Raw genomic sequence first — 20,901 nt, 5'->3', positions numbered from 1 at the left:
GGCAACGGGGTACCCCGCTCCGCCCGAGCGGAATCAGTCCCTCCCGCCACAGCCGTCAGGGCCGCTCCGGCTTCCCCGCGGTGTACAGCCAGGCCCGGAACAGTGCGCTGAGCTCCTCACCGGACTCCCGCTCCGCCAGGCGCTCGAACTGGGCGGTGGTGCCGTTGCCGTGGCGGTGCGCGCGGGCCCAGGCGCGCAGGACGCGGAAGAAGTCCCGGTCGCCGACGGCGGTGCGCAGGGCGTGCAGGGCCATGGCGCCGCGGGCGTAGACGGGGGTGTCGAAGAGGTGCGCGCCGCTGCCGGGGTCGCCGGGCGGGAACGCCCACAGCTCGTCGCCGGCCGGGCGGGCGTACAGGGCGTCGAAGGCGGCCTGGGCGCTGTCGCCGCCGTGCTGCTCGGCGTACAGCCACTCGGCGTAGGTGGCGAAGCCCTCGTTGAGCCAGATGTCCTTCCAGGAGGTGAGGGAGACGGAGTCGCCGAACCACTGGTGGGCGGTCTCGTGGACGAGGGTGCTCAGGTCGGGGGCGCTGTCGTACAGGGGCCGGGTCTGGGTCTCCAGCGCGTACCCGGCCTGCGGGGCCTGGTCGACGATCGCCCCGGCCGCGCGGTACGGGTAGCGGCCGAACAGGTCCTCGCACCACTCCAGCACCGACGGCAGCTCGGCGAGGACGGGGGCCGCGGCGGTCGCCTCGCGGGGGTCGACGGCGTTGTAGACCTCGACGCCGTCGCGGGTCGTGGACCGCTCGGTCCGGAACGTCCCGACGGTGGCGGTGGCGAGGTAGGCGGCCATGGGCTCCGTCTGGCGCCAGCGGAAGGTCGTCCTGCCCTGTGCGGTGCGCCGGCCGAGGAGGACGCCGTTGGCGACCGCCGTGCGGCCCTCGGGGACGGTGAGGGTGAAGTCGAAGGAGGCCTTGTCCGTCGGATGGTTGTTGGCGGGGAACCAGGTCATGGCGCCCTGCGGCTGCCCGGCGACGAAGGCGCCGTCGTCGGTGGGGATCCAGCCGTCCAGGGAGCCGTCGGGGTCGGTGACCGGACCGGGGGTGCCGGAGTAGGTGACGGTGACGCGGAACCGCTCGTCCTTCCGCAGGGCGCGGGCCGGGGTGACGACGAGTTCCTGGCCGTCGCGCCGGTGCTCGGCCTTGACGTGGTCGACGGTGAGGCCGGTGACCTTCAGCCCGTACAGGTCGAGGTCGAAGCGGGTGAGGCGCTGGGTGGCGCGGGCGGTGAGGACGGCGCGGCCGGTGAGGTGACGGCTGCCCGGGTCGTAGCCGAGGGTCAGGTCGTAGTGGTCGACGTCGTAGCCGCCGTTGCCGGCGAGCGGGAAGAAGGGGTCGCCGACGCCGGAGGCGCCCACCGGTCCGGCCGACAGGGCGGGGTCGGCCGCCGTGAGCAGCGCCGCCACGGCGACCGGCACGGTCGCGAGGAGGGCGGGGCGTCTGCGGAGGTGCGTCACGAGCGCTCCTTGGGGGATGGCGTGTGAACGGTCCCGATCAGACTAGGTGGCGGCCGGTGCGGATCGCCCCTCGATCAGGTCGTGGCCGGCCGCGTCGCCCACCGTTCGGGGGCACCGGCGGCAGTACGCTCCCGGCACCACCCGCCGCCTCGAGGAAGGCCCGCCCGTGAGCGTCCGCGTACGCCGTGTCCACGAACCCGCCGAGCCCGACGACGGGGTCCGCGTCCTGGTCGACCGGCTGTGGCCGCGGGGGCTGTCCAAGGAGGCGGCGCGGGTCGACGAGTGGCCCAAGGCCCTCACCCCGTCGACCGAGCTGCGCCGCTGGTACCACGCGGGCGAGGGCCCGTACGAGGAGTTCGCCCGCCGCTACGAGGCGGAGCTGGCCGCCCCGGAGGCGGCGGGGGAACTGGAGCGGGTCCGCGCGCTGACCCGTGAGGGGCCGGTGACGCTCCTGACGGCCGTGAAGGCGCCCGAGCACAGCCACGCGGCCGTGCTGGCGCGCCTGCTGGCGTGACCACTCGGCGCGCCCACCGGCCTGACCACCCAGCGCGCCCACCGGCCTGCCCCAGGGAGCCCGCCGGCCGCCCGACCGCTCAGCCCGCCGGCCTGCCCCCCCAGGGAGCCCGCCGGCCGCCCGACCGCTCAGCCCGCCGGCCTGCCTCCCCAGGGCGCCCGCCGGCCCGACCGCTCAGCCCGTCTGCCGGGCCGCCGCCCGTCCGGCCGCGCGGCCGGAGAAGAGGCAGCCGCCGAGGAAGGTGCCTTCGAGGGCGTTGTAGCCGTGGACGCCTCCGCCGCCGAAGCCGGCGACCTCGCCCGCCGCGTACAGGCCCTCGACGGGCCGGCCGTCGGTGCCCAGGGCGCGCGAGTCGAGGTCGGTCTGGATGCCGCCGAGGGTCTTGCGGGTGAGGACGTGCAGCTTGACGGCGACCAGGGGCCCGGCCGCGGGGTCGAGGATGCCGTGCGGGGTGGCGACGCGGCCGAGGCGGTCGCCGATGTAGCGGCGGGCGTTGCGGATGCCCTGCACCTGGGCGTCCTTGGTGTAGGGGTTGGCGAGCTGGAGGTCGCGGGCCTGGATCTGGCGGCGCAGGCCGTCCGCGTCGAGGAGGGGTTTCCCGGTCAGCGCGTTCATCTTCGCCACGAGCCGGTCGAGGGTGCCGGCGACGACGAAGTCCGCGCCGTGGTCGAGGAACGCCCGTACGGGGGCGGGCGCGCCCTTGCCGAGGAGCCGGTCGCGCAGGACGGCCTTGCGGTCCTTCGCGGTGATGTCGGGGTTCTGCTCGGAGCCGGAGAGCGCGAACTCCTTCTCGACGATCTTCCGGGTGAGCACGAACCAGGAGTGGTCGTGGCCGGCGATGTCCTCGGTGGTGCGCAGGTGCCGGAGCGTGCCGAGGGTGTCGTAGCCCGGCAGGCAGGGGTCGGGCAGGCGGCGGCCGAGGGCGTCGAACCACATCGAGGAGGGGCCGGGCAGGATGCGGATGCCGTGGCCGGGCCAGACGGGGTCCCAGTTGCGGACGCCCTCGGTGTAGTGCCACATGCGGTCGCGGTTGACCAGCCGGACGCCTGCCCCGGCGCTGATGTCGAGCATGCGGCCGTCGACGTAGGCGGGGACGCCGGTGACCATCTCGGCGGGCGGTGTGCCGAGCCGCTCGGGCCAGTGGCGGCGGACCATCTCGTGGTTGGCGCCGATGCCGCCGCTGGTGACGATCACGGCCTGGGCGGTGAGTTCGAAGTCGCCGGCGCGGTCACGGTTGGAGGCGACACCGCGCGGGGAGTCGTCGGGCGCGAGAAGTGTGCCCCGTACGCCCCGGGCGGCGCCGTCCTCGACGACCAGTTCGTCGACCCGGTGGCGGTGGTGGAAGGTCAGCAGCCCGTCGCGCGCGGCCTGCTCGGCGTACCGGACGAAGGGGTCGACGACGCCGGTGCCGGTGCCCCAGGCGATGTGGAAGCGGGGGACGGAGTTGCCGTGCCCGTCGGCGCGCAGGTCACCGCGCTCGGCCCAGCCGACCGTGGGCAGCAGCGTGATGCCGTGCCCCGCCAGCCAGGACCGCTTCTCCCCCGCCGCGAACTCGACGTAGGCCCGCGCCCAGCGCACCGCCCAGGAGTCCTCGTCGTCGGTGCGGTCGAACTGCGCGCTGCCCTGCCAGTCGCTCCAGGCGAGGTCGAGGGAGTCCTTGACGCCGAGGCGGCGCTGTTCGGGCGAGTCGACGAGGAACAGCCCGCCGAAGGACCAGAACGCCTGGCCGCCGAGGTCGGCGGCGTTCTCCTGGTCGACCAGGGCGACCCGTCGGCCCCTGCTGGTGAGTTCGTGCGCCGCGACCAGACCGGCGAGGCCCGCTCCGACGACGATGACGTCCGCGTCCATGGCGACCGTGCCCTCTCTCTGAAGGTGTCAGCTGTCCGTACGGGGTCCGCCGCCGGTCAGCAGCGCGGTGAGCAGCTGCTTGAGCCAGGCGCGGGCGCCGTCCACGTCCTTGTCGAGCAGCAGTTGGGTGGTGACGCCGTCGTACGCGGCGACGACCGCGCGGGCGGCGGCGTCGGTGTCGCCGAGCACGGCGGGCAGCGCGCGGCGGCCGCCGGCGCGGGCGAGCCGGTCGGCGACGGCGCCGCGCAGTGTGGCGCGGTGCTCCAGCAGCGCACGGGCGACGGCCGGGTCGCGGGCGGCGTGCACCAGGAAGTCCGTCTTCACCAGCAGCCAGTCCAGGTCGAGGAGGAGCACCTCGGTGACGCGGTCCACGGAGGCGGGCACGTCGAGGTCGGGTCCGTCCCCGGCGAGCGCGTCGGCGACCTGCCGGGCGATCAGGTCCGCGCGCTGCCGGTAGAGCGCGAAGAACAGCTCGTCCAGGCTGCCGAAGTTGGAGTAGAAGGCGCCCCTGCTGTAGCCGGCCGCCTCGCAGACCTCCTCGATGGAGACCCGTCCGAAGCCCTTGGCGGCGAACACCGCGAAGGCGGCGTCGAGCAGCTCGGCGCGCGTGCGTGCGCGGCGCCGGGTGGGGCGCCGGGCTGTCCGCTCCTCCGCCATGCCGGACCTCCGTTCGATACGGGAATGTATCCGATACACCGGTGTATCGAAAGGTGCGGGGAACGGGCGCGCGGGATGTCACGCGGACACACCTCCCTTCGCCCCCTTTGGGAACACATTTTCGATTACCGAGTTACTCTGGAGCCATGACCAGGCACCACCTCCAGGCCTCCCTCTTCGACCAGACCGACGAACCGCGCCTCGGCCCCCTCGACGGGGTCCGCCGGACCGTGCTGGGCCTGGGCGCCTGGATCGACGTGCTGCCGGGCTGGCTCACCGGCTCGGACCAGCTGTTCGAACGGCTGGCGGCCGACGTGCCGTGGCGCGCGGAACGCCGGCAGATGTACGACCACGTGGTGGCCGTGCCCCGGCTGCTGGCCTTCTACGGGCCGGACCACCCCCTGCCCCACCCGGTGCTGGAGGACGCCCGCGACGCCCTCACCGCGCACTACGCCGACGAGCTGGGCGAGCCCTTCGTCACCGCCGGGCTGTGCCACTACCGCGACGGCCGCGACAGCGTCGCCTGGCACGGCGACCGGATCGGCCGGGGCGCCCGCGAGGACACGATGGTCGCCATCCTCTCCGTGGGCGCGCCCCGCGACCTGCTGCTGCGCCCCGCGCGCGGCGGCGACACGGTACGGCGTCCCCTGGGGCACGGCGACCTGATCGTGATGGGCGGGTCCTGCCAGCGGACCTGGGAGCACTGCATCCCCAAGTCGACGCGCGCGTCGGGCCCGCGCATCAGCGTCCAGTTCCGGCCGCGCGGCGTGCAATAGGAGGCGCGCAGGAGGAGACGTCCCGCCCCGCCGTCGGCGCGAACCCCCTGATCTGCTTTGCTGTCCCCCGTCGGGCACGGACCTCACCCCACGGGACGGACATGCGGGCAGACGTACGGCAAGTGGCGGACGGCACCTACCTGGTGCACGGCAGCAACACCAACTGGGTGATCCTCACCGAGGGGGACGCCGTCACCCTCATCGACACCGGCTACCCCGGCGACCGGCAGCAGGTCCTGGACTCCCTCGCGGCGGTGGGCGGTTCACCGGAGGCGGTGACGGCCGTGCTGATCACCCACGCCCACAACGACCACCTGGGCTCCGCCGAGCACCTGCGGGCCGCGTACGGCACGCCCGTGTTCCTGCACCCGGCCGAAGTCCCGCACGCCCGCCGCGAGTTCCTCCAGCAGGTCTCCGTCGGCCAGGTGCTCGCCAACGCCTGGCGCCCCGGTGTGCTGCCGTGGATGGTGCACGCGCTGCGCTCCGGCGGCACCGAGCAGCACCCGGTCACCGCGCCGGAGGCCTTCCCGGCCGCCACCGGCCCGCTGGACCTGCCCGGCCGGCCCGTGCCGGTGCACACCCCCGGGCACACCGACGGCCACACCGTCTTCCACCTGCCGGACGCCGGCGTCGTCGTCTCCGGTGACGCGCTCGTCAGCGGACACCCGACCTCCCGGATCGAGGGGCCGCAGCTGCTGCCCGACATGTTCCACCACGAGCGCGCCCGCGCCGTGGCGTCCCTGGACCTGATCGAGGACCTCGCGGCGGACGTCCTGCTGCCCGGGCACGGGCCGGTGCACCGGGGCTCCGTACGGGAGGCGGCGCAGCGGGCACGGGAACGGGCCGTCTAAGGTCGGGCCATGGCTTTGCAGATCAGCGCCACCAACCCGGAACACCCGGCCCTCCTGCTGGAACTGCCCTGGCACCTCCCCCTGGAGGAGTGGCCCGAGGAGGTCCTCGTACCGCTGCCCCGCGGCATCTCCCGGCACGTGGTGCGCTACGCCCGCGCCGGCGAGGAGGTCATCGCCGTCAAGGAACTGGCCGAGCGCCCGGCGCTGCGCGAGTACGAGCTGCTGCGCGACCTCGACCGGCTGGGCATCCCGGCCGTCGACCCGCTGGCCGTGGTCACCGGGCGCGCCGACGGTGCGGGCGGTCCGCTGGAGCCGGTGCTGGTGACCCGGCACCTGGGCGGTTCCCTGCCGTACCGGTCGATGTTCGAGACGACCATGCGGCCGGCGACCATGCACCGGCTGATGGACGCCCTCGCGGTGCTGCTGGTGCGGCTGCACCTCGCCGGGTTCGCGTGGGGCGACTGCTCGCTGTCCAACACGCTCTTCCGGCGCGACGCGGGCGCGTACGCCGCCTACCTCGTCGACGCCGAGACGGGCGACCTGCACGCGCAGCTGAGCAACGGTCAGCGCGACTACGACCTCGACCTCGCCCGCGTGAACATCAGCGGCGAGCTGCTCGACCTGGAGGCGTCGGGTGCGCTGCACCCCTCCGTGGACGCGATCGAGTTCGGCATGGAGATCTGCGCCCGGTACCACCGCCTGTGGGAGGAGCTGACCCGCACCTCGGTCTACCCGGCGGGCAAGTACCACTACATAGAGCGGCGGATCCGCCGCCTCAACGACCTCGGGTTCGACGTCGCCGAGATGCAGATCGAGCACTCCTCCACCGGCGACACGGTCACCTTCGTGCCGAAGGTCGTCGACGCCGGTCACCACCAGCGGCAGTTGCTGCGGCTGACCGGCCTGGACACCGAGGAGAACCAGGCCAGACGGCTGCTGAACGACCTGGAGAGCTGGATGGCGACCCAGGACGACTACGCGCCCGGCGACCCCCTGGCCGCCCGCCCCGAGGTGCTCGCGCACCGGTGGGTGCGGGACGTGTTCCGGCCCACCGTGCGGGCCGTGCCGGTGGAGCTGCGCGGCTCCATGGACCCGGCGGAGATCTACCACGAACTCCTCGAACACCGCTGGTACCTGTCGGAGCGGGCGCAGCACGACATCGGGCTGGACACGGCGGTCGCGGACTACATCGAGAAGATCCTGCCCAAGGCACGGGAGACGCTGGAGCCGACGACACCGGAGTGACGACGACACCGGAGTGTCCCGGTCGCCCGGGTCACCCGGGTCACCCGGGTCACCCGTGGGGAACGACCGCGACGGGGCAGTCGGCGTGGTGCAGGACGCCGTGCGCCACCGAGCCGATGCGGGCGCCGACCGCGGTGCGATGGGCGCGCCGGCCCACGACCGTCAGCTGGGCCCGCCCCGACACCGACAGCAGCACCTGCCCGGCGCTGCCGATCTCCACGTGCTCGACGACCGGCACGTCGGGGAAGCGCTCCCGCCACGGCGCAAGCGCCGCGGCCAGCGCCTTCCTCTCGTACGGCTCCAGTCCGCCGGCGTCGTCGAGGAGCTTGAGCGAGGAGGGGCTGTAGGAGAACACCGGGGGCAGGGTCCAGGCGCGCACGGCACGGACGGTGGCGCCGCGGGCGGCGGCCGTCTCGAAGGCGAACCGCAGCACGGGGGCGCTGTCCTCGGGCGCGCCGTGCTGGCCGACGACGATCTCGTGCCCGGCCACCTCGGTGCTGGGCCGGTCCCCCGCACGGACCAGGACGACGGGGCGCGTCGCCTCGGCGATCACCTGCTGGCCGACGGAGCCCAGCAGGAACCCGACGACCCGGCCGTGCCCCCGCGAGCCCAGCACGAGCGTCTCCGCCTCCGCGCCGGCCGCGGCCAGCGTCTCCACCGGGTCGCCCTCCACCACGTCGGCCGTCACCGGCAGGCCCGGGTGCCGTTCGGTGACCTCCGCGACCGCCCGCTCGACGCCGTCGCGCACCCACCGCTCCTGCGCGTCCCGGTCCGCCACCTCGGCCGCCGCGGCCGACTGGAAGCGCCAGGCGTGCACCACGCGCAGCGCCAGGTCCCGCCGTACGGCCTCCCGCGCCGCCCAGGCGAGCGCCGCCAGGCTCTCGTCCGTCCCGTCGACCCCTGCCGTGATCGGGCCCGTCATCCCGCCGCCTCCCTTGCGTCGTGCAAAAAAATACCGGTCCGTCGGTCCCAGTCTTCACTACGCTGCCCGGCATGACCTTGGAATGGGAACAAGTGATCGTCGACGCGGCCGATCCGGTGGCGCTGGGCCGCTGGTGGGCCGAGGCGCTCGGCTGGGTCACCGTCGCCGACGCTCCCGAGGAGTACGAGATCCGGCCGGCCCCGGACCGGATGCCGGGCCTGCTGTTCGTACCGGTGCCGGAGCGCAAGACGGTCAAGAACCGGCTCCACCTGGACTTCCGCCCGGTCGACCAGGAGGCGGAGGTCGAACGCCTGCTGGCCCTGGGGGCCCGGCGGGCGGACGTGGGGCAGGGCGACCAGACCTGGGTGACGCTGGCCGACCCCGAGGGCAACGAGTTCTGCGTGCTGGGGGCGCGGCGGGGCTGACGTCCGGCGCCGCTTGCCTCCCGGCGCACAGGCGTGTGCCGGGAGCGCACGCCCCGCGGCCCCCCACAGCGGACCCGGACGATCACGCATACGATGGCGGGAGCCGGCGCGGGCCTCGCCGTGCCGCACGTCGTGACCACTCGGGGTGGGAGACACATGGCACAGGCCGCCGAGACAGCGCGGACCGTCATCCTGACCGTGGACGACGACCCGGGAGTCTCCCGCGCCGTCGCCCGTGACCTTCGGCGCCGCTACGGCGCCTCGTACCGGATCGTGCGCGCGGAGTCCGGCGAGTCCGCGCTGGAGGCGCTGCGCGAGCTGAAACTCCGCGGCGACCCGGTGGCCGTGATCCTCGCCGACTACCGCATGCCGCGGATGAACGGCATCGAGTTCCTCGAACAGGCCCTGGACGTCCACCCGGGCGCGCGGCGCGTGCTGCTGACCGCCTACGCGGACACCAACGCGGCCATCGACGCGATCAACGTGGTCGACCTGGACCACTACCTGCTCAAGCCGTGGGACCCTCCCGAGGAGAAGCTCTACCCGGTCCTGGACGACCTGCTGGCGGCCTGGCGGGCGAGCGACCACCGGCCGGTGCCCAGCACGAAGGTGGTCGGACACCGCTGGTCGGCGCGCTCCTCGGAGGTACGGGAGTTCCTGGCCCGCAACCAGGTGCCGTACCGCTGGTACTCCTCCGACGAGCCCGAGGGGCGGCGGCTGCTGGCCGCCGCCGGGGCGGACGGGCGGCGGCTGCCGCTGGTGATCACCCCGGAGGGCACCCCGCTGGTCGAGCCGGACGCGCCCGAACTGGCCGCCCGGGTCGGGCTGGCGACGACGCCGACGGCCGACTTCTACGACCTCGTGGTCATCGGCGGCGGACCGGCCGGGCTCGGCGCGGCCGTGTACGGGGCGTCCGAGGGGCTGCGCACGGTGCTCGTGGAGCGGTCGGCGACCGGCGGGCAGGCCGGGCAGAGCTCCCGGATCGAGAACTACCTCGGGTTCCCCGACGGCGTGTCCGGCTCCCAGCTCACCGACCGGGCGCGCCGGCAGGCCACCAAGTTCGGCGCCGAGATCCTCACCGCGCGCGAGGTCACGGGACTGGAGGTGAACGGCGCCGCCCGCGTCGTACGGTTCTCCGACGGCTCGGCGGTCGCCGCGCACAGCGTGATCCTCGCGACCGGGGTGTCGTACCGGCAGCTGCGGGCGCCGGGCACCGAGGACCTGACCGGCTGCGGGGTGTTCTACGGTTCCGCGCTCACCGAGGCGCCCTCCTGCCAGGGCCACGACGTGTACATCGTGGGCGGCGCCAACTCCGCGGGGCAGGCGGCGATGTACCTGTCCCGGGGCGCCAAGTCGGTGACGCTGCTGGTGCGCGGGCCGGACCTGTCGGCGTCGATGTCGCACTACCTGATCCAGCAGATCGACGAGGCGCCCAACATCGTGGTGCGTCCGAGGACGGTCGTCGACGCCGCGCACGGGGACGGCCACCTGGAGCAGCTGACGCTGCGCGACACCGAGAGCGGGCACACCGAACTCGTCGACGCGCAGTGGCTGTTCGTCTTCATCGGCGCGGCCCCGCTGACCGACTGGCTCGACGGGACGGTGCTGCGGGACGACGACGGGTTCATCCTCGCCGGGCCCGACCTCACCTCCGACGGGCGGCCGCCCGCGGACTGGGAGCTGGACCGGCCGCCGTACCACCTGGAGACCAACGTGCCGGGCGTGTTCGTGGCGGGCGACGCGCGCGCCGAGTCCGCCAAGCGCGTCGCGTCGGCCGTCGGAGAGGGAGCCATGGCCGTGATGCTCGTCCACCGGTACCTGGAGCAGTCGTGAGCGGGCGGACGATGCCGTGCAGCCCGCAGGAGATCGGCTCCCTGTTCCTGTTCGAGAAGCTCTCCCCCGAGCAGCTCGGACGGCTGTGCCGCGAGGGGCGGGTGGAGCGGTTCGAGGCCGGGCCCGTGTACGCCGAGGGCACTCCGGCGACCTGCTTCTACGTGATGATCGAGGGCACGGTCGTGCTCTCCCGCCGGGTCGGCGGCGACGACGTCGAGGTCAGCCGCACCTCGCAGCGCGGGGTGTACTCGGGGGCCATGCAGGCGTACCTCGGGGACCGGGTGCCGCAGGTCTACACCAACTCGATGCGGGTGACCGAGCCGACCCGCTTCTTCGTGCTGCCCGCCCGGTCGTTCGCGGACGTCATGCAGGAGTGGTTCCCGATGGCCGCCCACCTGCTGGAGGGGCTGTTCTTCGGGTCGAAGAACACCCAGCGCGCGATCGGGCAGCGCGAACGGCTGCTGGCGCTGGGCTCGTTGTCGGCGGGGCTCACCCATGAGCTCAACAACCCCGCGGCGGCGGCCGTACGGGCCACCGCCACGCTGCGCGAGCGGGTGGCGAAGATGCGGCGCAAGCTGGCCGTGATCGCCCAGGGCCCGTACTCGCGCGAGGCCCTCGCCGAACTGATCGACATCCAGGAGCGCACGGCCGAACGCGTCGCCAAGGCACCCGTGTTGAGCCCGCTGGAGGCCTCCGACCGGGAGGACGAGCTCACCGACTGGCTCGACGACCACGGCATCGAGGAGGGCTGGCGCATCGCGCCGGTCTTCGTGCAGGCCGGACTGGACGTGGAGTGGCTGGAGCAGGTCGCGGCGGCCGTGGACGAGGACATCCTGCCGGGCGCGGTCGGGTGGCTGAACTACACCGTCGAGACCGAGCTGCTGATGGACGAGATCGACGACTCCACCACCCGGATCTCCCACCTCGTCGACGCCGCCAAGCAGTACTCCCAGCTCGACCGCGCCCCCCACCGGGTCGTGGACGTCCACGAACTCCTCGACAGCACGCTGCTGATGCTGTCCGGCAAGATCGGGCGGCGCATCCGGGTCGTCAAGGACTACGACCGCACGGTGCCGGACGTCCCGGCGTACCCGGCGGAGCTCAACCAGGTGTGGACCAACCTGGTCGACAACGCCGTCTTCGCCATCGACAGCGCCGGCGGAGAGGGCACGCTGACGGTGCGCACCGCCCGGGAGGGCGACCGGCTGCTGGTGGAGTTCCGCGACACCGGACCGGGTGTGCCGGCGGACATCCGCAGCCGCATCTTCGACCCGTTCTTCACCACCAAGCCGGTCGGCGAGGGCACCGGGCTGGGCCTGGACATCTCCTGGCGGATCGTCGTCGACAAGCACCACGGCAGCCTCCAGGTCGAGTCGGTGCCGGGCGACACCCGCTTCCAGGTCCTGCTGCCGCTGACCGCCCTGCGGCCCGGGACCGCCACCGACCCCGGGACCGCCACCGGTCCCGGTACCGATGCCGACCCCGAGACCACCGAGGAGCCCGTATGACCGACACCGACGCGCTGGACCCGAGCGTCCCGCCCAGCGGCACCGGCTGCGTCGAGTGCGACGCCACCGGCGGCTGGTGGTTCCACCTGCGGCGCTGCGCGGCCTGCGGCCACGTCGGCTGCTGTGACTCCTCCCCCTCCCAGCACGCCACCGCCCACTGGAAGGCCACCGGGCACCCGCTCGTGCGCAGCTTCGAACCGGGCGAGGAGTGGTTCTGGGACTACGACGGCGACGAGCTGTACGAGTCCGGCCCGGAGCTGGCGGGACCGGCCTCCCACCCGGTGGACCAGCCGGCACCGGGCCCGGCGGGGCGCGTGCCCGCGGACTGGGCGGAGTCGCTGCACGGCTGACCGCCCCGCGCGCCCCGCGAACCGGCTCCCCACCCCGACGAACCTGACGGCCCCGACGGCCCCGCCGCCCCGATGACAGCGGGACGGCGGGGCCGTCTCTCGTGTGCGCCCCGGCCCCCCGCCGAGTCCGGGCGCACCGCCTGTTGAGCAACACCCACCAAAGAGGCATGTCCACGTAAAGCCGACATCGTCGCTTTTGATCTCTTCTGCGGCCATACTTGGCCGACCGCACCGCACGGTGATCGCCGAACGGTCAACTGTGCGCCGGTCGAGGAGATGTGACGGAACGGAAGAAGGATGCCTCGCATGCATGTGACCGATGCCGCGTCAGCGACTCCCGCGTCGGCGACGGACCCGCGCGGACGGCGGGCCGGGAGGGGCGCGCGGGCGCTGCGGGGAGGGACGGCGCTCGGGGTGGCGCTGCTGTCCCTCCTGGCGGCCCCGGCGCCCGCCGTGTCCGCGCAGCCACGGCCCACGGCGCCTCCCGCCGCGGCCGCCGGGGTGCCGCAGCCGGACCTCGCCGGTCTGCGCGACGTCCTGCGCACGGCGACGGAGCAGGGGGCGCCCGGCGCCATGGCACGGCTCGACGACGGCGGCACCGCCCACTGGTACACCGTGGGCGTCGCCGACCGGAGCGCGGGCCGGGCGCTCGGCGCCGGCGACCGCTTCCGGATCGGCAGCGTCACCAAGACCTTCTCCGCCGTCGTCCTGCTGCAACTCGTCGACGAGGGCAAGCTCTCCCTGGACGCACCGGTCAACCGTCATCTCCCGGGGCTGCTGCCCGACGACCGCATCACGGTCCGTCACCTGCTGAGCCACCGCAGCGGCCTGTACGACTACACCAACGACCTGTTCGCCCAGACCGTGTCGGGCTTCGAGGCGGTCCGCACCAAGGTCTTCACCTACCGTCAGCTGGTCGACCTCTCGCTGCGCCACGCGCGCACGACCGACCCGGGCGGCGCCTACTCCTACTCCAACACCAACTTCGTGGTCGCCGGGATGCTCATCGAGAAGCTCACCGGACACCCCGTGGGCACCGAGTACCAGCGACGGATCATCGAGCCGCTGAAGCTGCGCGACACCTTCTACGTCCACCCGGACACCGCGATCCCCGGCACCCACGCGCGCGGCTACCTCACCCCCGACGCCCCCGCCACCGCCCTGGTCGACGCCACCCGGCAGACCGTGTCCTGGGCGCAGAGCGCGGGCGCGCTCGTCTCCAGCACCCATGACCTCAACACCTTCCTCTCGGCCGTGCTGCGCGGGCAGCTCACCTCGGCCGAGGGACTGGAGCAGATGCGGCGCTGGGTCCCGGCGGGCACCGGGCAGGCGTACGGGCTGGGACTGCGGCGCCGCGACCTGTCCTGCGGGGTGTCGGTGTACGGGCACACGGGCGCCGTACAGGGCTACTACACGTACGCGTTCGCGTCGGCGGACGGGCGGCGCAGCCTGAGCGCGCTCGCCAACACGTCCAACAGCGCGCGCGTGCACGCCACGATGCTGCGCACCCTGGACTCCGCGTTCTGCGGAACGGGGGCCGGGACCGGCACGAAGGCGCGCAAGGGGGTGGCAGCGCCGCACGAGCGGGCGGAGGACACCGCCCCGGCGACCGTGCGCGAGTGACCCGGTGCGCGGCGACCTGCGCGAGTGACCCGGTGCGCGGCGGGCGGAGGCGGGGGCGGGGCCCGATGGTGCCGGGAACCCGCCGGCCCCGCCGGCCGTTCTGCGGGCAGGGCCCCACGGGGGCCGGACGACGACACCAGGGCGGCGGGATGAGCGAGTTGGTCCCCGGGGGCAACGTGCCCCTCCCGGGCGGTGCCCTGGCCGTGCGGGTGCCCGGCCCCTTCGACGTCAGCGCGCTGGTCACGGACGACAGCGGCAGGGTCGGCGGCGACGGCGACTTCGTCTTCTACAACCAGCCGACGGCCCCGGGGGCCCGCCTGCGCGGCGACACGCTCACCCTGGACCCGGCCGGGCTGCGGGCCGGCGCCACCCGGGTCACGGTGGTCGTCAGCGCCGCCGACCCGGGCGCGCCACTGGCCCGTCTGCCCCTTCCCACGCTCCACGTCACCGGCCCGGGCGGCCGCCCGCTCGCCCGGTTCGTGCCGCCGCCCCCACGGCAGGAGACGGTCCTGCTGCTCGCGGAGGTCTACCGGCGGGGCACGGGGTGGAAACTGCGGGCGCTCGGACAGGGGTACGCCGACGGGCTGGCGGGCCTCGCACGGGACTTCGGCGTGGACGTCACCGAGGACGAGCCGGCGCCCGCGCCGCCGACCGCCCGCACGCCTCAGCCGACCGCCCGCACAGCTCCGCCGACCGCCCGCACGCCTCAGCCGACCGCCCGCACAGCTCCGCCGACCGCCCGCACGCCTCAGCCGTCGCCCGCCCCCACGTCCCGGCGGCCGTCCGCTCCCCCTCCCCCGGCGGACCCCGACGGCTTCCTCGCCCTGGTCAACCCGGCCCGCGCCGCGGCCGGTTCCCCCGCCGTGTCGCTGGACGCCCGGCTGGTCTCCGCGGCCCGGGGCCATGCCGCCGCCATGGCCGCCGCCGGACGCCTCGGCGTCGAGGGCCCGGACGGCGTCTCGGTCCACCAACGGGTCACGGCCACCGGATACCGGTACCTCACCGTGGGCGAGCACCTGGTCTCCGGGCCCCGCACGCCCGCCGAGTTCGTGACGTACTGCCTGGGTACCGACCGCACCCGGCGCACCCTGCACGACCCGGCGTTCACGCACACCGGACTGGCGTACGTCCAGGACGCGCGGACCGGCGACGTCTTCTGGACCGCCCTGTGGGCGCGCCCGTGCACACCGGCCGGTCTGGCCCGGACCGAGGCGGACGTCGTCGGCCTCACCAACCGCGAGCGGGCGCGCGCCGGGCTGCCGCCCCTCGCCCCCGATCCGCTGCTCGCCGCCGCCGCGCGGGCGCACAGCGTGGACATGGTGGCGCGCTGCTTCTACTCCCACACCTCGCCCGAGGGCACCCAGCCGTGGGACCGGGCGGCAGCGGCGGGGTCCGCCCGGCGGACGATCGGGGAGAACATCGCCTGCGGCCAGCGCTCCCCCGCCGAGGTCGTGGAGGACTGGATGAACAGCCCCGGTCACCGCGCCAACATCCTCAAGCCCGCCTTCACCCACATAGGCGTCGGCTTCGCGGGCGGCGGCCCCTCGGGCACGTACTGGACGCAGCTCTTCGGCGCCTGACCTCCCGCCGGCTCCGGTTGACCTCGTCCGTCGCGCGCGCCAGGGTGCTCTGGGGCGTGCCCGGACCGGCGCGCCGGAAAGGTGGTCATCCTTGATCGGCATCACGGACATCGAAGCCACGGCGGAGCGGATCGCCGGGCACGTGGTCCGCACCCCGACCCTGTCCAGCCCCGGCCTGTCGGCGCTGCTCGGCGTCCCGGTCACGGTCAAGCTGGAGCTGTTGCAGCGCACCGGGTCCTTCAAGGCGCGCGGGGCGACGGCGAAACTGCTCTCGCTCGGTGCGGCGGAGCGGGCGGCCGGGGTGGTGGCGGTCAGCGGCGGGAACCACGGGATCGCGGTGGCGGTGATGGCCGCCGCCCTCGACGTCAAGGCCACCGTGGTCATGCCGCGGTCGGCGCCCGCCCGGGCCGTCGCGATCGCCGAGGAGGCGGGCGCGTCGGTGCGGCTGACGGACGGCATGGCCGAGGCGTTCTCCCTCGTGGACCGGTTGCGGGACGAAGGGCTGACGCTGGTCCACCCGTTCGACGACCCGGTGGTCGTCGCCGGTCAGGGCACGGTCGGGCTGGAGTTCGCCGACGACGCCGACGAGCTGACGGACGTGCTGGTCAGCGTGGGGGGCGGCGGGCTGGTCGCCGGTGTCGCGGCGGCGCTGCGGGCCCGCCGCCCGGACGTACGGATCTGGGGTGTGGAGACCGAGGGCGCGGAGGCGATGTCCGCCGCGCTGGCGGCGGGCGGGCCGGTGCCGGTGGAGCTGTCGTCCCTCGTCTCCACCCTCAGCGCGCCCACCGTCGCGCCGCTGACGTACGACCTCGTCTCCGCCCTGGTGACCGATGTGCTCGTGGTGCCGGACCGGGAGGCCCTGCGGGGCTGTCAGGAGCTGGCCGAGCACGCCAAGGTGTGGACCGAGCCGGCCGCCGGATGCCTCCTCCCGGCCGCCCGGCGGGTCCTGCGGCGGGTGGGGGACGGTGCCCGGCTGGGCCTGGTGGTCTGCGGGGGCAACGCGACGGTGTCGGACATGGCGTCCTGGGCGGAGCGGCACGGATTGCGCTGAGCGCCGGTCCGGACTTCGCGCCGGGGCGGGCAATTCCCTCGGCGGCATTGCGGCGGGTATCACGGCGGGCATCACGATTGGAATGGACCAAGCGCCGTCGCGGGCTCGGCGGGCGGGTACCCGGTGAACGTCCCAAGACGTTCACCGGCGGCTGCGCCGCTGGTCGGGCCGCCGGACCGGGCGAGGTGACGCCGTTATTCCGGCGCATCCGCCCGGCCTTTTTTGAATGAAAGACAGGAATCGCGGCCGCTTGGCGTCCTTTTTGAACGGATGCCCCGTCGTCCGCCGTACCAGTGGGAAAGGAGCTTTCCGGGGACCCAGCGAGGGATGACCATGGTCAAGGCGCACGTCTCCAGACACGAGCTGGTCGCCGGACGGTACCGGCTCCTCGACGTCGTCCAGCGGGAGACGAACCGTGTCAGCTGGTACGGGGAGTACGCCGAGGCGGGTGCGGGCGCCCGGCCGTGCCTGGTGACCCGGATCGGACTGCCCGCCGGCCAGGACGCCCAGGGGGCGGAGCAGGCCGCCGACCGCGTGGTGCGCATGTCGCGGACGATGGCCCGGGTCTGTCCCGGCCGGGTCGCCGCGGTCCTCGACGCCGTCGCGGAGGGGGGCTCCCTGTGGACGGTCACCGAGTGGATCGACGGGCAGCCGCTGGGGCAGCTCCTGGAGCAGCGGGGGGCGTTCGGCCCGCTGTGGGCGGCCGCGCTCGGGCTGGAGCTGCTCGACGTGCTGGAGGCCGCCCACGGGGAGGGCATCACCCATGGCGAGCTGAGCCCCGGCCAGGTGTTCGTCCGGGCGGACGGGCCGGTCGTCGTGACGGGATTCGGCCTGGCCGGCGCGACGCTCGCGCCCCGGCTCGCGGCGCCCTCGTACGCCTCGCCCGAGCAGGCGCGGGACGAGCGGATCGGACCGGCCGCCGACCTCTGGGCGCTGGGCGCGATCCTCTACACGGCCGTCGAGGGACGGCCGCCGTACCGGGACCGGGACCAGCCCGGGACGACGTTGCGGAGCGTGGACCGGCTGCCGTTGCGGACACCGCTGCGGGCCGGTGCCCTCGGCCCGACCGTGCAGGGGCTGCTGCGCAAGGACTCCCGGGAGCGGCTGACCCGGCCGGTGGCGCGCCAGGCCCTCACCCGCGTCCTCGACGAGCGTCCGCACCCGGTGCCCGCGCCCCGGCCGCGGCGGGCGTACCCCGTCACCCGGATCCTCGGCCCGCGGTGGAGCGGCCGGGCCATGGCCGCCGGGACGGCGCTGGCCGTGGTCACGGTGGCGGTCGCCGCCCTCGCCGCGACGGGCCGGCTGCCGGTCGGGGGCGAGGCGACGGCCGGCGGTGCGCAGGCGCCTCCGTCCACGTCCCCCGCCCCGTCCGGCGGCGACGACGTGGGCGACAGAGCCCCGACCACCGCGGCACCCGAGCCGACCGCGTCCGCGTCGGCGTCCGCGTCCGCCCCGCCGTCGCCCACGGCGTCGCCGACTCCGTCCGCCCCGGCCTCCACCGGCGCGGTGCCGGCCGGCTACCGCCTCTACCGGGCGCCGGAGGGGTTCTCCGTCGCCCTGCCCGACGGCTGGGAACGGCTGGACACCTCCCGCACCGCCGACGCCTCCTACCGCGTCACCTTCGGCGCGGCGGGCGACCCGCGCACCCTCGCGGTGACCTACAGCGAACGCGTCGGCCCCGACCCGGTCGCCGTCTGGCGCGACACCGTCGAGCCCGGTCTGCGGCGGGCGGACGGCTTCCGGCGCGTCGGCACGATCGAGGCGACGACGTACCACGGGTACGCGGCCGCCGACATGGAGTGGCTGGTCGACGTCGACGGCACCCCGGTGCGCACCTTCGGGCGCGGGTTCCTCCTCGGCGGGCACCGCGGCTTCTCGCTCCGCTGGACGACGCCCGCCGCCGACTGGGAGCAGACCGGGAACCGGCGGGCCCTGGACACCTTCCTGCGCACCTTCCGGCCCGTCGCGGGCTGACGCGTTCCGGGCGAGGGCACTCCCCGGCCGCCCGTGGCCCGTTTCCCCGCCGTCCCGCCGGGGACCCGGGACGCATGGTGCGAATCGGATACACGATGATGACCGAGCAGGCCGGCCCTCGTGACCTGGTCGACCACCTGGTACGGGCCGAGGAGGCGGGCTTCGACTTCTCGGTGACGTCGGACCACTACTTTCCGTGGCTGCGCGCGCAGGGTCACGCGCCGTACGCCTGGAGCGTGCTGGGCGCCGCCGCGCAGGCGACGTCCCGCATCCCGCTGATGACGTACGTGACCTGTCCGACCATGCGCTACCACCCGGCGGTGGTCGCCCAGAAGGCGGCGACGATGCAACTGCTGTCCGGGGGCCGGTTCCGGCTGGGGCTGGGCTCCGGGGAGAACCTCAACGAGCACGTGGTGGGCGGCGGATGGCCCTCCGTGGACGTACGGCACGAGATGCTCGAGGAGGCGGTGGACATCATCCGCGCGCTGTTCGAGGGCGGGCACGTGACGCGGCACGGCACGCACTTCGACGTGGAGTCGGCGCGGCTGTGGGACCTGCCGGACGAGCCGACGCCCCTCGGCATCGCCGTCTCCGGGGAGCAGTCGTGCCGGCTCGCGGGCCGGTTGGCCGATCTGGTGATCGCCACCGAGCCGAAGTCCGGGCTGCTGGAGGCGTTCGACCGGCACGGCGGCGCCGGCAAGCCGCGGGTGGGCCAGTTGCCGGTGTGCCACGACCCGGACCGAGAGACGGCGGTGAAGCGGGCGCACGCGCAGTTCCGCTGGTTCGGCAGCGGCTGGAAGGTGAACTCCGAACTGCCGCACCCGGACTCCTTCGAGGCGGCGACCCGGTTCGTGACACCGGACGACGTCGCTTCCTCGATCCCCTGCGGCGACGACCCGGACGACTTCGTGGAGGCCGTACGCCCGTACGCCGAGGCCGGTTTCACCGAGATCGCCCTGGTGCAGATCGGCGGCGACTCCCAGCCGGCGTTCCTGGAGTGGTCGGAGAAGACGCTGCTGCCCGCGCTGCGGGACGCCTTCGGCTGACGGGGGCGTGCCCAGGGCGGCCTTGAGTAGCCGTACTCATGCCGTCGCCCCGGCGGTGTTCCACGATGGGGCTCCACCGACAAGGAGCCTTCCGTGAACCCTGCGCCCGCCCTGACACCCGTGCCCGCCCCGGCGCCCGCGCCCGTCGCCCCGCGCCGCACCCTTCCCGTCGTGGCGGCCGGGGTGGTGGTCGCGGGGCTGGCGCTGTCCGCCTGGCACCCCCACGACCGCACCACCTGGTTCCTGGAGACGGTGTGGATCCTCGTGGGGCTGCCGGTGGTGGTGCTGGCCTGGCGGCGGTTCCCGCTCACCGGGCTGCTGTGCGGTCTTCTCGCGGCCCACGCCCTGGTGCTCGCGCTGGGCGGCCACTACACCTACGCGCAGGTCCCGCTGGGCGACTGGGCGCGCGACGCCCTCCACCTGGACCGCAACCCGTACGACAGGTTCGGCCACCTCATGCAGGGGTTCGTGCCCGCGATCCTGGTGCGCGAGCTGCTGAGCCGTACCTCGCCGCTGCGCGGCAGCCGCTGGCTGGCGCCGCTGACGGTGTGCGCGTGCCTGGCCTTCAGCGCCGTCTTCGAGATGTTCGAGTGGGCGGCGGCCGTGATCGGCGGGCAGGCGGCGGACGCCTTCCTCGCCACGCAGGGCGACGTGTGGGACACGCAGTGGGACATGTTCTGCGCGCTGATCGGGGCCACGCTGTCGCTCCTGCTGCTGAGCAGGGTGCACGACCGCGCGCTGCGGCGGCTTCAGGCGCCGCGCGTCACCGCGACGTATAGCGGCGACGGGTCCACATCGGCACCGCGAACCAGCACAGCGCGTACCACAGCACCACTGCGCTGACCAGCCAGGGCACGAAGCCGCCGTCGGTCGCCACCCGCAGGATCAGCAGCAGTGCCGCGGTCATCGTGGCGAGCAGCAGCACCAGTCCGACGAAGGTCATCCGGGAGGCCCACTGGACGGCCTGCGGCTTCACGCGTCGCCCGGCGACCAGCCGGTGCAGGGAGACCGGGCCGATCAGGGCGCCGGTCGCGCAGGCGCCCAGGACGACGGTCACGATGTAGATGCCCCGGTCGACGTCCGTCAGCTCCAGGTAGCGCGGGGTGAACACGACCGTGAGCAGGAAGCCGAAGAGGATCTGGACGCCCGTCTGGGCGACGCGGACCTCCTGGATCAGCTCCCCCCACATCCGGTCCGCCCGCTCCTCCTCCGTCTCGTTGCGCCCTCTGCGCCGCTCGGCCTCCG

General features: G+C 74.4%; 19 protein-coding genes. 14 read left to right on the top strand and 5 right to left on the bottom strand.

The window, feature by feature from the left end; translation table 11 throughout:
• Positions 1-55 precede the first annotated feature (55 nt).
• Complete coding sequence (locus ACFYWQ_RS20780; protein ID WP_389518280.1) at positions 56-1,453, bottom strand: M1 family metallopeptidase; 1,398 nt, start codon at positions 1,451-1,453, stop codon at positions 56-58.
• 166 nt (positions 1,454-1,619) lie between these two features.
• On the opposite strand from ACFYWQ_RS20780, the gene ACFYWQ_RS20775 reads away from it, so the two are divergent.
• A complete protein-coding gene (locus ACFYWQ_RS20775) occupies positions 1,620-1,967 on the top strand; it encodes a DUF488 domain-containing protein (RefSeq protein WP_389518279.1) in 348 nt (115 codons plus the stop codon).
• 174 nt (positions 1,968-2,141) lie between these two features.
• On the opposite strand, the gene ACFYWQ_RS20770 is transcribed toward ACFYWQ_RS20775, so the two are convergent.
• Positions 2,142-3,815, bottom strand: a complete 1,674-nt coding sequence (locus ACFYWQ_RS20770; protein ID WP_389518278.1) for an FAD-binding dehydrogenase — start codon at positions 3,813-3,815, stop codon at positions 2,142-2,144.
• Positions 3,816-3,842: 27 nt separating this feature from the next.
• A complete protein-coding gene (locus tag ACFYWQ_RS20765) occupies positions 3,843-4,472 on the bottom strand; it encodes a TetR/AcrR family transcriptional regulator (protein ID WP_389518277.1) in 630 nt (209 codons plus the stop codon).
• Positions 4,473-4,618: 146 nt separating this feature from the next.
• Here ACFYWQ_RS20765 and ACFYWQ_RS20760 point away from each other — a divergent pair, with 146 nt between their 5' ends.
• From ACFYWQ_RS20760 to ACFYWQ_RS20750, 3 genes are all read left to right on the top strand, one after another.
• Positions 4,619-5,248, top strand: coding sequence for an alpha-ketoglutarate-dependent dioxygenase AlkB (locus ACFYWQ_RS20760; protein WP_389518276.1), 630 nt, complete (start codon positions 4,619-4,621; stop codon positions 5,246-5,248).
• Between the two features lie 101 nt (positions 5,249-5,349).
• The gene (locus tag ACFYWQ_RS20755) at positions 5,350-6,099 is read left to right on the top strand and encodes an MBL fold metallo-hydrolase (RefSeq protein WP_389518275.1); all 750 of its coding nucleotides are present in this window, start codon (positions 5,350-5,352) and stop codon (positions 6,097-6,099) included.
• 9 nt (positions 6,100-6,108) lie between these two features.
• Positions 6,109-7,344, top strand: a complete 1,236-nt coding sequence (locus tag ACFYWQ_RS20750; protein ID WP_389518274.1) for a DUF4032 domain-containing protein — start codon at positions 6,109-6,111, stop codon at positions 7,342-7,344.
• Between the two features lie 49 nt (positions 7,345-7,393).
• Here ACFYWQ_RS20750 and ACFYWQ_RS20745 read toward each other — a convergent pair whose 3' ends face one another.
• Entirely contained in the window at positions 7,394-8,266 is an 873-nt protein-coding gene (locus ACFYWQ_RS20745) for a universal stress protein (protein ID WP_389518273.1), read from the bottom strand.
• A 71-nt stretch (positions 8,267-8,337) separates the two neighbouring features.
• On the opposite strand from ACFYWQ_RS20745, the gene ACFYWQ_RS20740 reads away from it, so the two are divergent.
• The 10 genes from ACFYWQ_RS20740 to ACFYWQ_RS20695 all read left to right on the top strand — a co-directional run bounded on the left by ACFYWQ_RS20740 (position 8,338) and on the right by ACFYWQ_RS20695 (position 20,499).
• Entirely contained in the window at positions 8,338-8,691 is a 354-nt protein-coding gene (locus ACFYWQ_RS20740; protein WP_389518272.1) for a VOC family protein, read from the top strand.
• A gap of 156 nt (positions 8,692-8,847) precedes the next feature.
• The gene (locus tag ACFYWQ_RS20735; protein WP_389518271.1) at positions 8,848-10,524 is read left to right on the top strand and encodes an FAD-dependent oxidoreductase; all 1,677 of its coding nucleotides are present in this window, start codon (positions 8,848-8,850) and stop codon (positions 10,522-10,524) included.
• An 11-nt stretch (positions 10,525-10,535) separates the two neighbouring features.
• A complete protein-coding gene (locus ACFYWQ_RS20730) occupies positions 10,536-12,032 on the top strand; it encodes an ATP-binding protein (protein ID WP_389518349.1) in 1,497 nt (498 codons plus the stop codon).
• The gene (locus ACFYWQ_RS20725) at positions 12,029-12,382 is read left to right on the top strand and encodes a UBP-type zinc finger domain-containing protein (RefSeq protein ID WP_389518270.1); all 354 of its coding nucleotides are present in this window, start codon (positions 12,029-12,031) and stop codon (positions 12,380-12,382) included. The genes ACFYWQ_RS20730 and ACFYWQ_RS20725 overlap by 4 nt, the downstream gene beginning before the upstream one ends.
• Before the next feature lie 297 nt (positions 12,383-12,679).
• Positions 12,680-14,005 carry a serine hydrolase domain-containing protein gene (locus ACFYWQ_RS20720; protein WP_389518269.1) on the top strand — a complete coding sequence of 442 codons (1,326 nt, stop codon included), beginning with the start codon at positions 12,680-12,682 and terminating at the stop codon, positions 14,003-14,005.
• Positions 14,006-14,154: 149 nt separating this feature from the next.
• Entirely contained in the window at positions 14,155-15,585 is a 1,431-nt protein-coding gene (locus ACFYWQ_RS20715; protein ID WP_389518268.1) for a CAP domain-containing protein, read from the top strand.
• 91 nt (positions 15,586-15,676) lie between these two features.
• Complete coding sequence (locus tag ACFYWQ_RS20710) at positions 15,677-16,636, top strand: pyridoxal-phosphate dependent enzyme (RefSeq protein WP_389518267.1); 960 nt, start codon at positions 15,677-15,679, stop codon at positions 16,634-16,636.
• Between the two features lie 327 nt (positions 16,637-16,963).
• On the top strand, positions 16,964-18,610 hold the full coding sequence (locus ACFYWQ_RS20705; RefSeq protein WP_389518266.1) for a serine/threonine protein kinase: 1,647 nt from the start codon (positions 16,964-16,966) through the stop codon (positions 18,608-18,610).
• Positions 18,611-18,684: 74 nt separating this feature from the next.
• Positions 18,685-19,656 (top strand): LLM class F420-dependent oxidoreductase, encoded by a 972-nt coding sequence (locus tag ACFYWQ_RS20700; protein WP_389518265.1) that lies wholly within the window; start codon positions 18,685-18,687, stop codon positions 19,654-19,656.
• Between the two features lie 186 nt (positions 19,657-19,842).
• Entirely contained in the window at positions 19,843-20,499 is a 657-nt protein-coding gene (locus tag ACFYWQ_RS20695; RefSeq protein WP_389518348.1) for a DUF2238 domain-containing protein, read from the top strand.
• Here the strand turns inward: ACFYWQ_RS20695 and ACFYWQ_RS20690 are convergent.
• Entirely contained in the window at positions 20,420-20,845 is a 426-nt protein-coding gene (locus ACFYWQ_RS20690) for a DUF6328 family protein (protein ID WP_389518347.1), read from the bottom strand. The two genes, ACFYWQ_RS20695 and ACFYWQ_RS20690, sit on opposite strands and share 80 nt — an antisense overlap.
• Positions 20,846-20,901: the final 56 nt, after the last annotated feature.

The sequence above is a fragment of the Streptomyces sp. NPDC003247 genome, assembly GCF_042888135.1.
Lineage (GTDB): Bacteria > Actinomycetota > Actinomycetes > Streptomycetales > Streptomycetaceae > Streptomyces.
Note: the sequence above shows the minus strand (reverse complement) of the source record. Positions and strands in the feature narration are given on the sequence as shown.

Bases quoted from the DNA above. Each gene is read 5' to 3' on its own strand.
- ACFYWQ_RS20770 (WP_389518278.1), bottom strand. From the start codon at position 3,815: ATGGACGCGGACGTCATCGTCGTCGGAGCGGGCCTCGCCGGTCTGGTC.
- ACFYWQ_RS20765 (WP_389518277.1), bottom strand. From the start codon at position 4,472: ATGGCGGAGGAGCGGACAGCCCGGCGCCCCACCCGGCGCCGCGCACGC.
- ACFYWQ_RS20760 (WP_389518276.1), top strand. From the start codon at position 4,619: ATGACCAGGCACCACCTCCAGGCCTCCCTCTTCGACCAGACCGACGAA.
- ACFYWQ_RS20755 (WP_389518275.1), top strand. From the start codon at position 5,350: ATGCGGGCAGACGTACGGCAAGTGGCGGACGGCACCTACCTGGTGCAC.
- ACFYWQ_RS20750 (WP_389518274.1), top strand. From the start codon at position 6,109: ATGGCTTTGCAGATCAGCGCCACCAACCCGGAACACCCGGCCCTCCTG.
- ACFYWQ_RS20745 (WP_389518273.1), bottom strand. From the start codon at position 8,266: ATGACGGGCCCGATCACGGCAGGGGTCGACGGGACGGACGAGAGCCTG.
- ACFYWQ_RS20740 (WP_389518272.1), top strand. From the start codon at position 8,338: ATGACCTTGGAATGGGAACAAGTGATCGTCGACGCGGCCGATCCGGTG.
- ACFYWQ_RS20735 (WP_389518271.1), top strand. From the start codon at position 8,848: ATGGCACAGGCCGCCGAGACAGCGCGGACCGTCATCCTGACCGTGGAC.
- ACFYWQ_RS20730 (WP_389518349.1), top strand. From the start codon at position 10,536: ATGCCGTGCAGCCCGCAGGAGATCGGCTCCCTGTTCCTGTTCGAGAAG.
- ACFYWQ_RS20725 (WP_389518270.1), top strand. From the start codon at position 12,029: ATGACCGACACCGACGCGCTGGACCCGAGCGTCCCGCCCAGCGGCACC.
- ACFYWQ_RS20720 (WP_389518269.1), top strand. From the start codon at position 12,680: ATGCCTCGCATGCATGTGACCGATGCCGCGTCAGCGACTCCCGCGTCG.
- ACFYWQ_RS20715 (WP_389518268.1), top strand. From the start codon at position 14,155: ATGAGCGAGTTGGTCCCCGGGGGCAACGTGCCCCTCCCGGGCGGTGCC.
- ACFYWQ_RS20705 (WP_389518266.1), top strand. From the start codon at position 16,964: ATGACCATGGTCAAGGCGCACGTCTCCAGACACGAGCTGGTCGCCGGA.
- ACFYWQ_RS20700 (WP_389518265.1), top strand. From the start codon at position 18,685: ATGGTGCGAATCGGATACACGATGATGACCGAGCAGGCCGGCCCTCGT.
- ACFYWQ_RS20690 (WP_389518347.1), bottom strand. From the start codon at position 20,845: ATGTGGGGGGAGCTGATCCAGGAGGTCCGCGTCGCCCAGACGGGCGTC.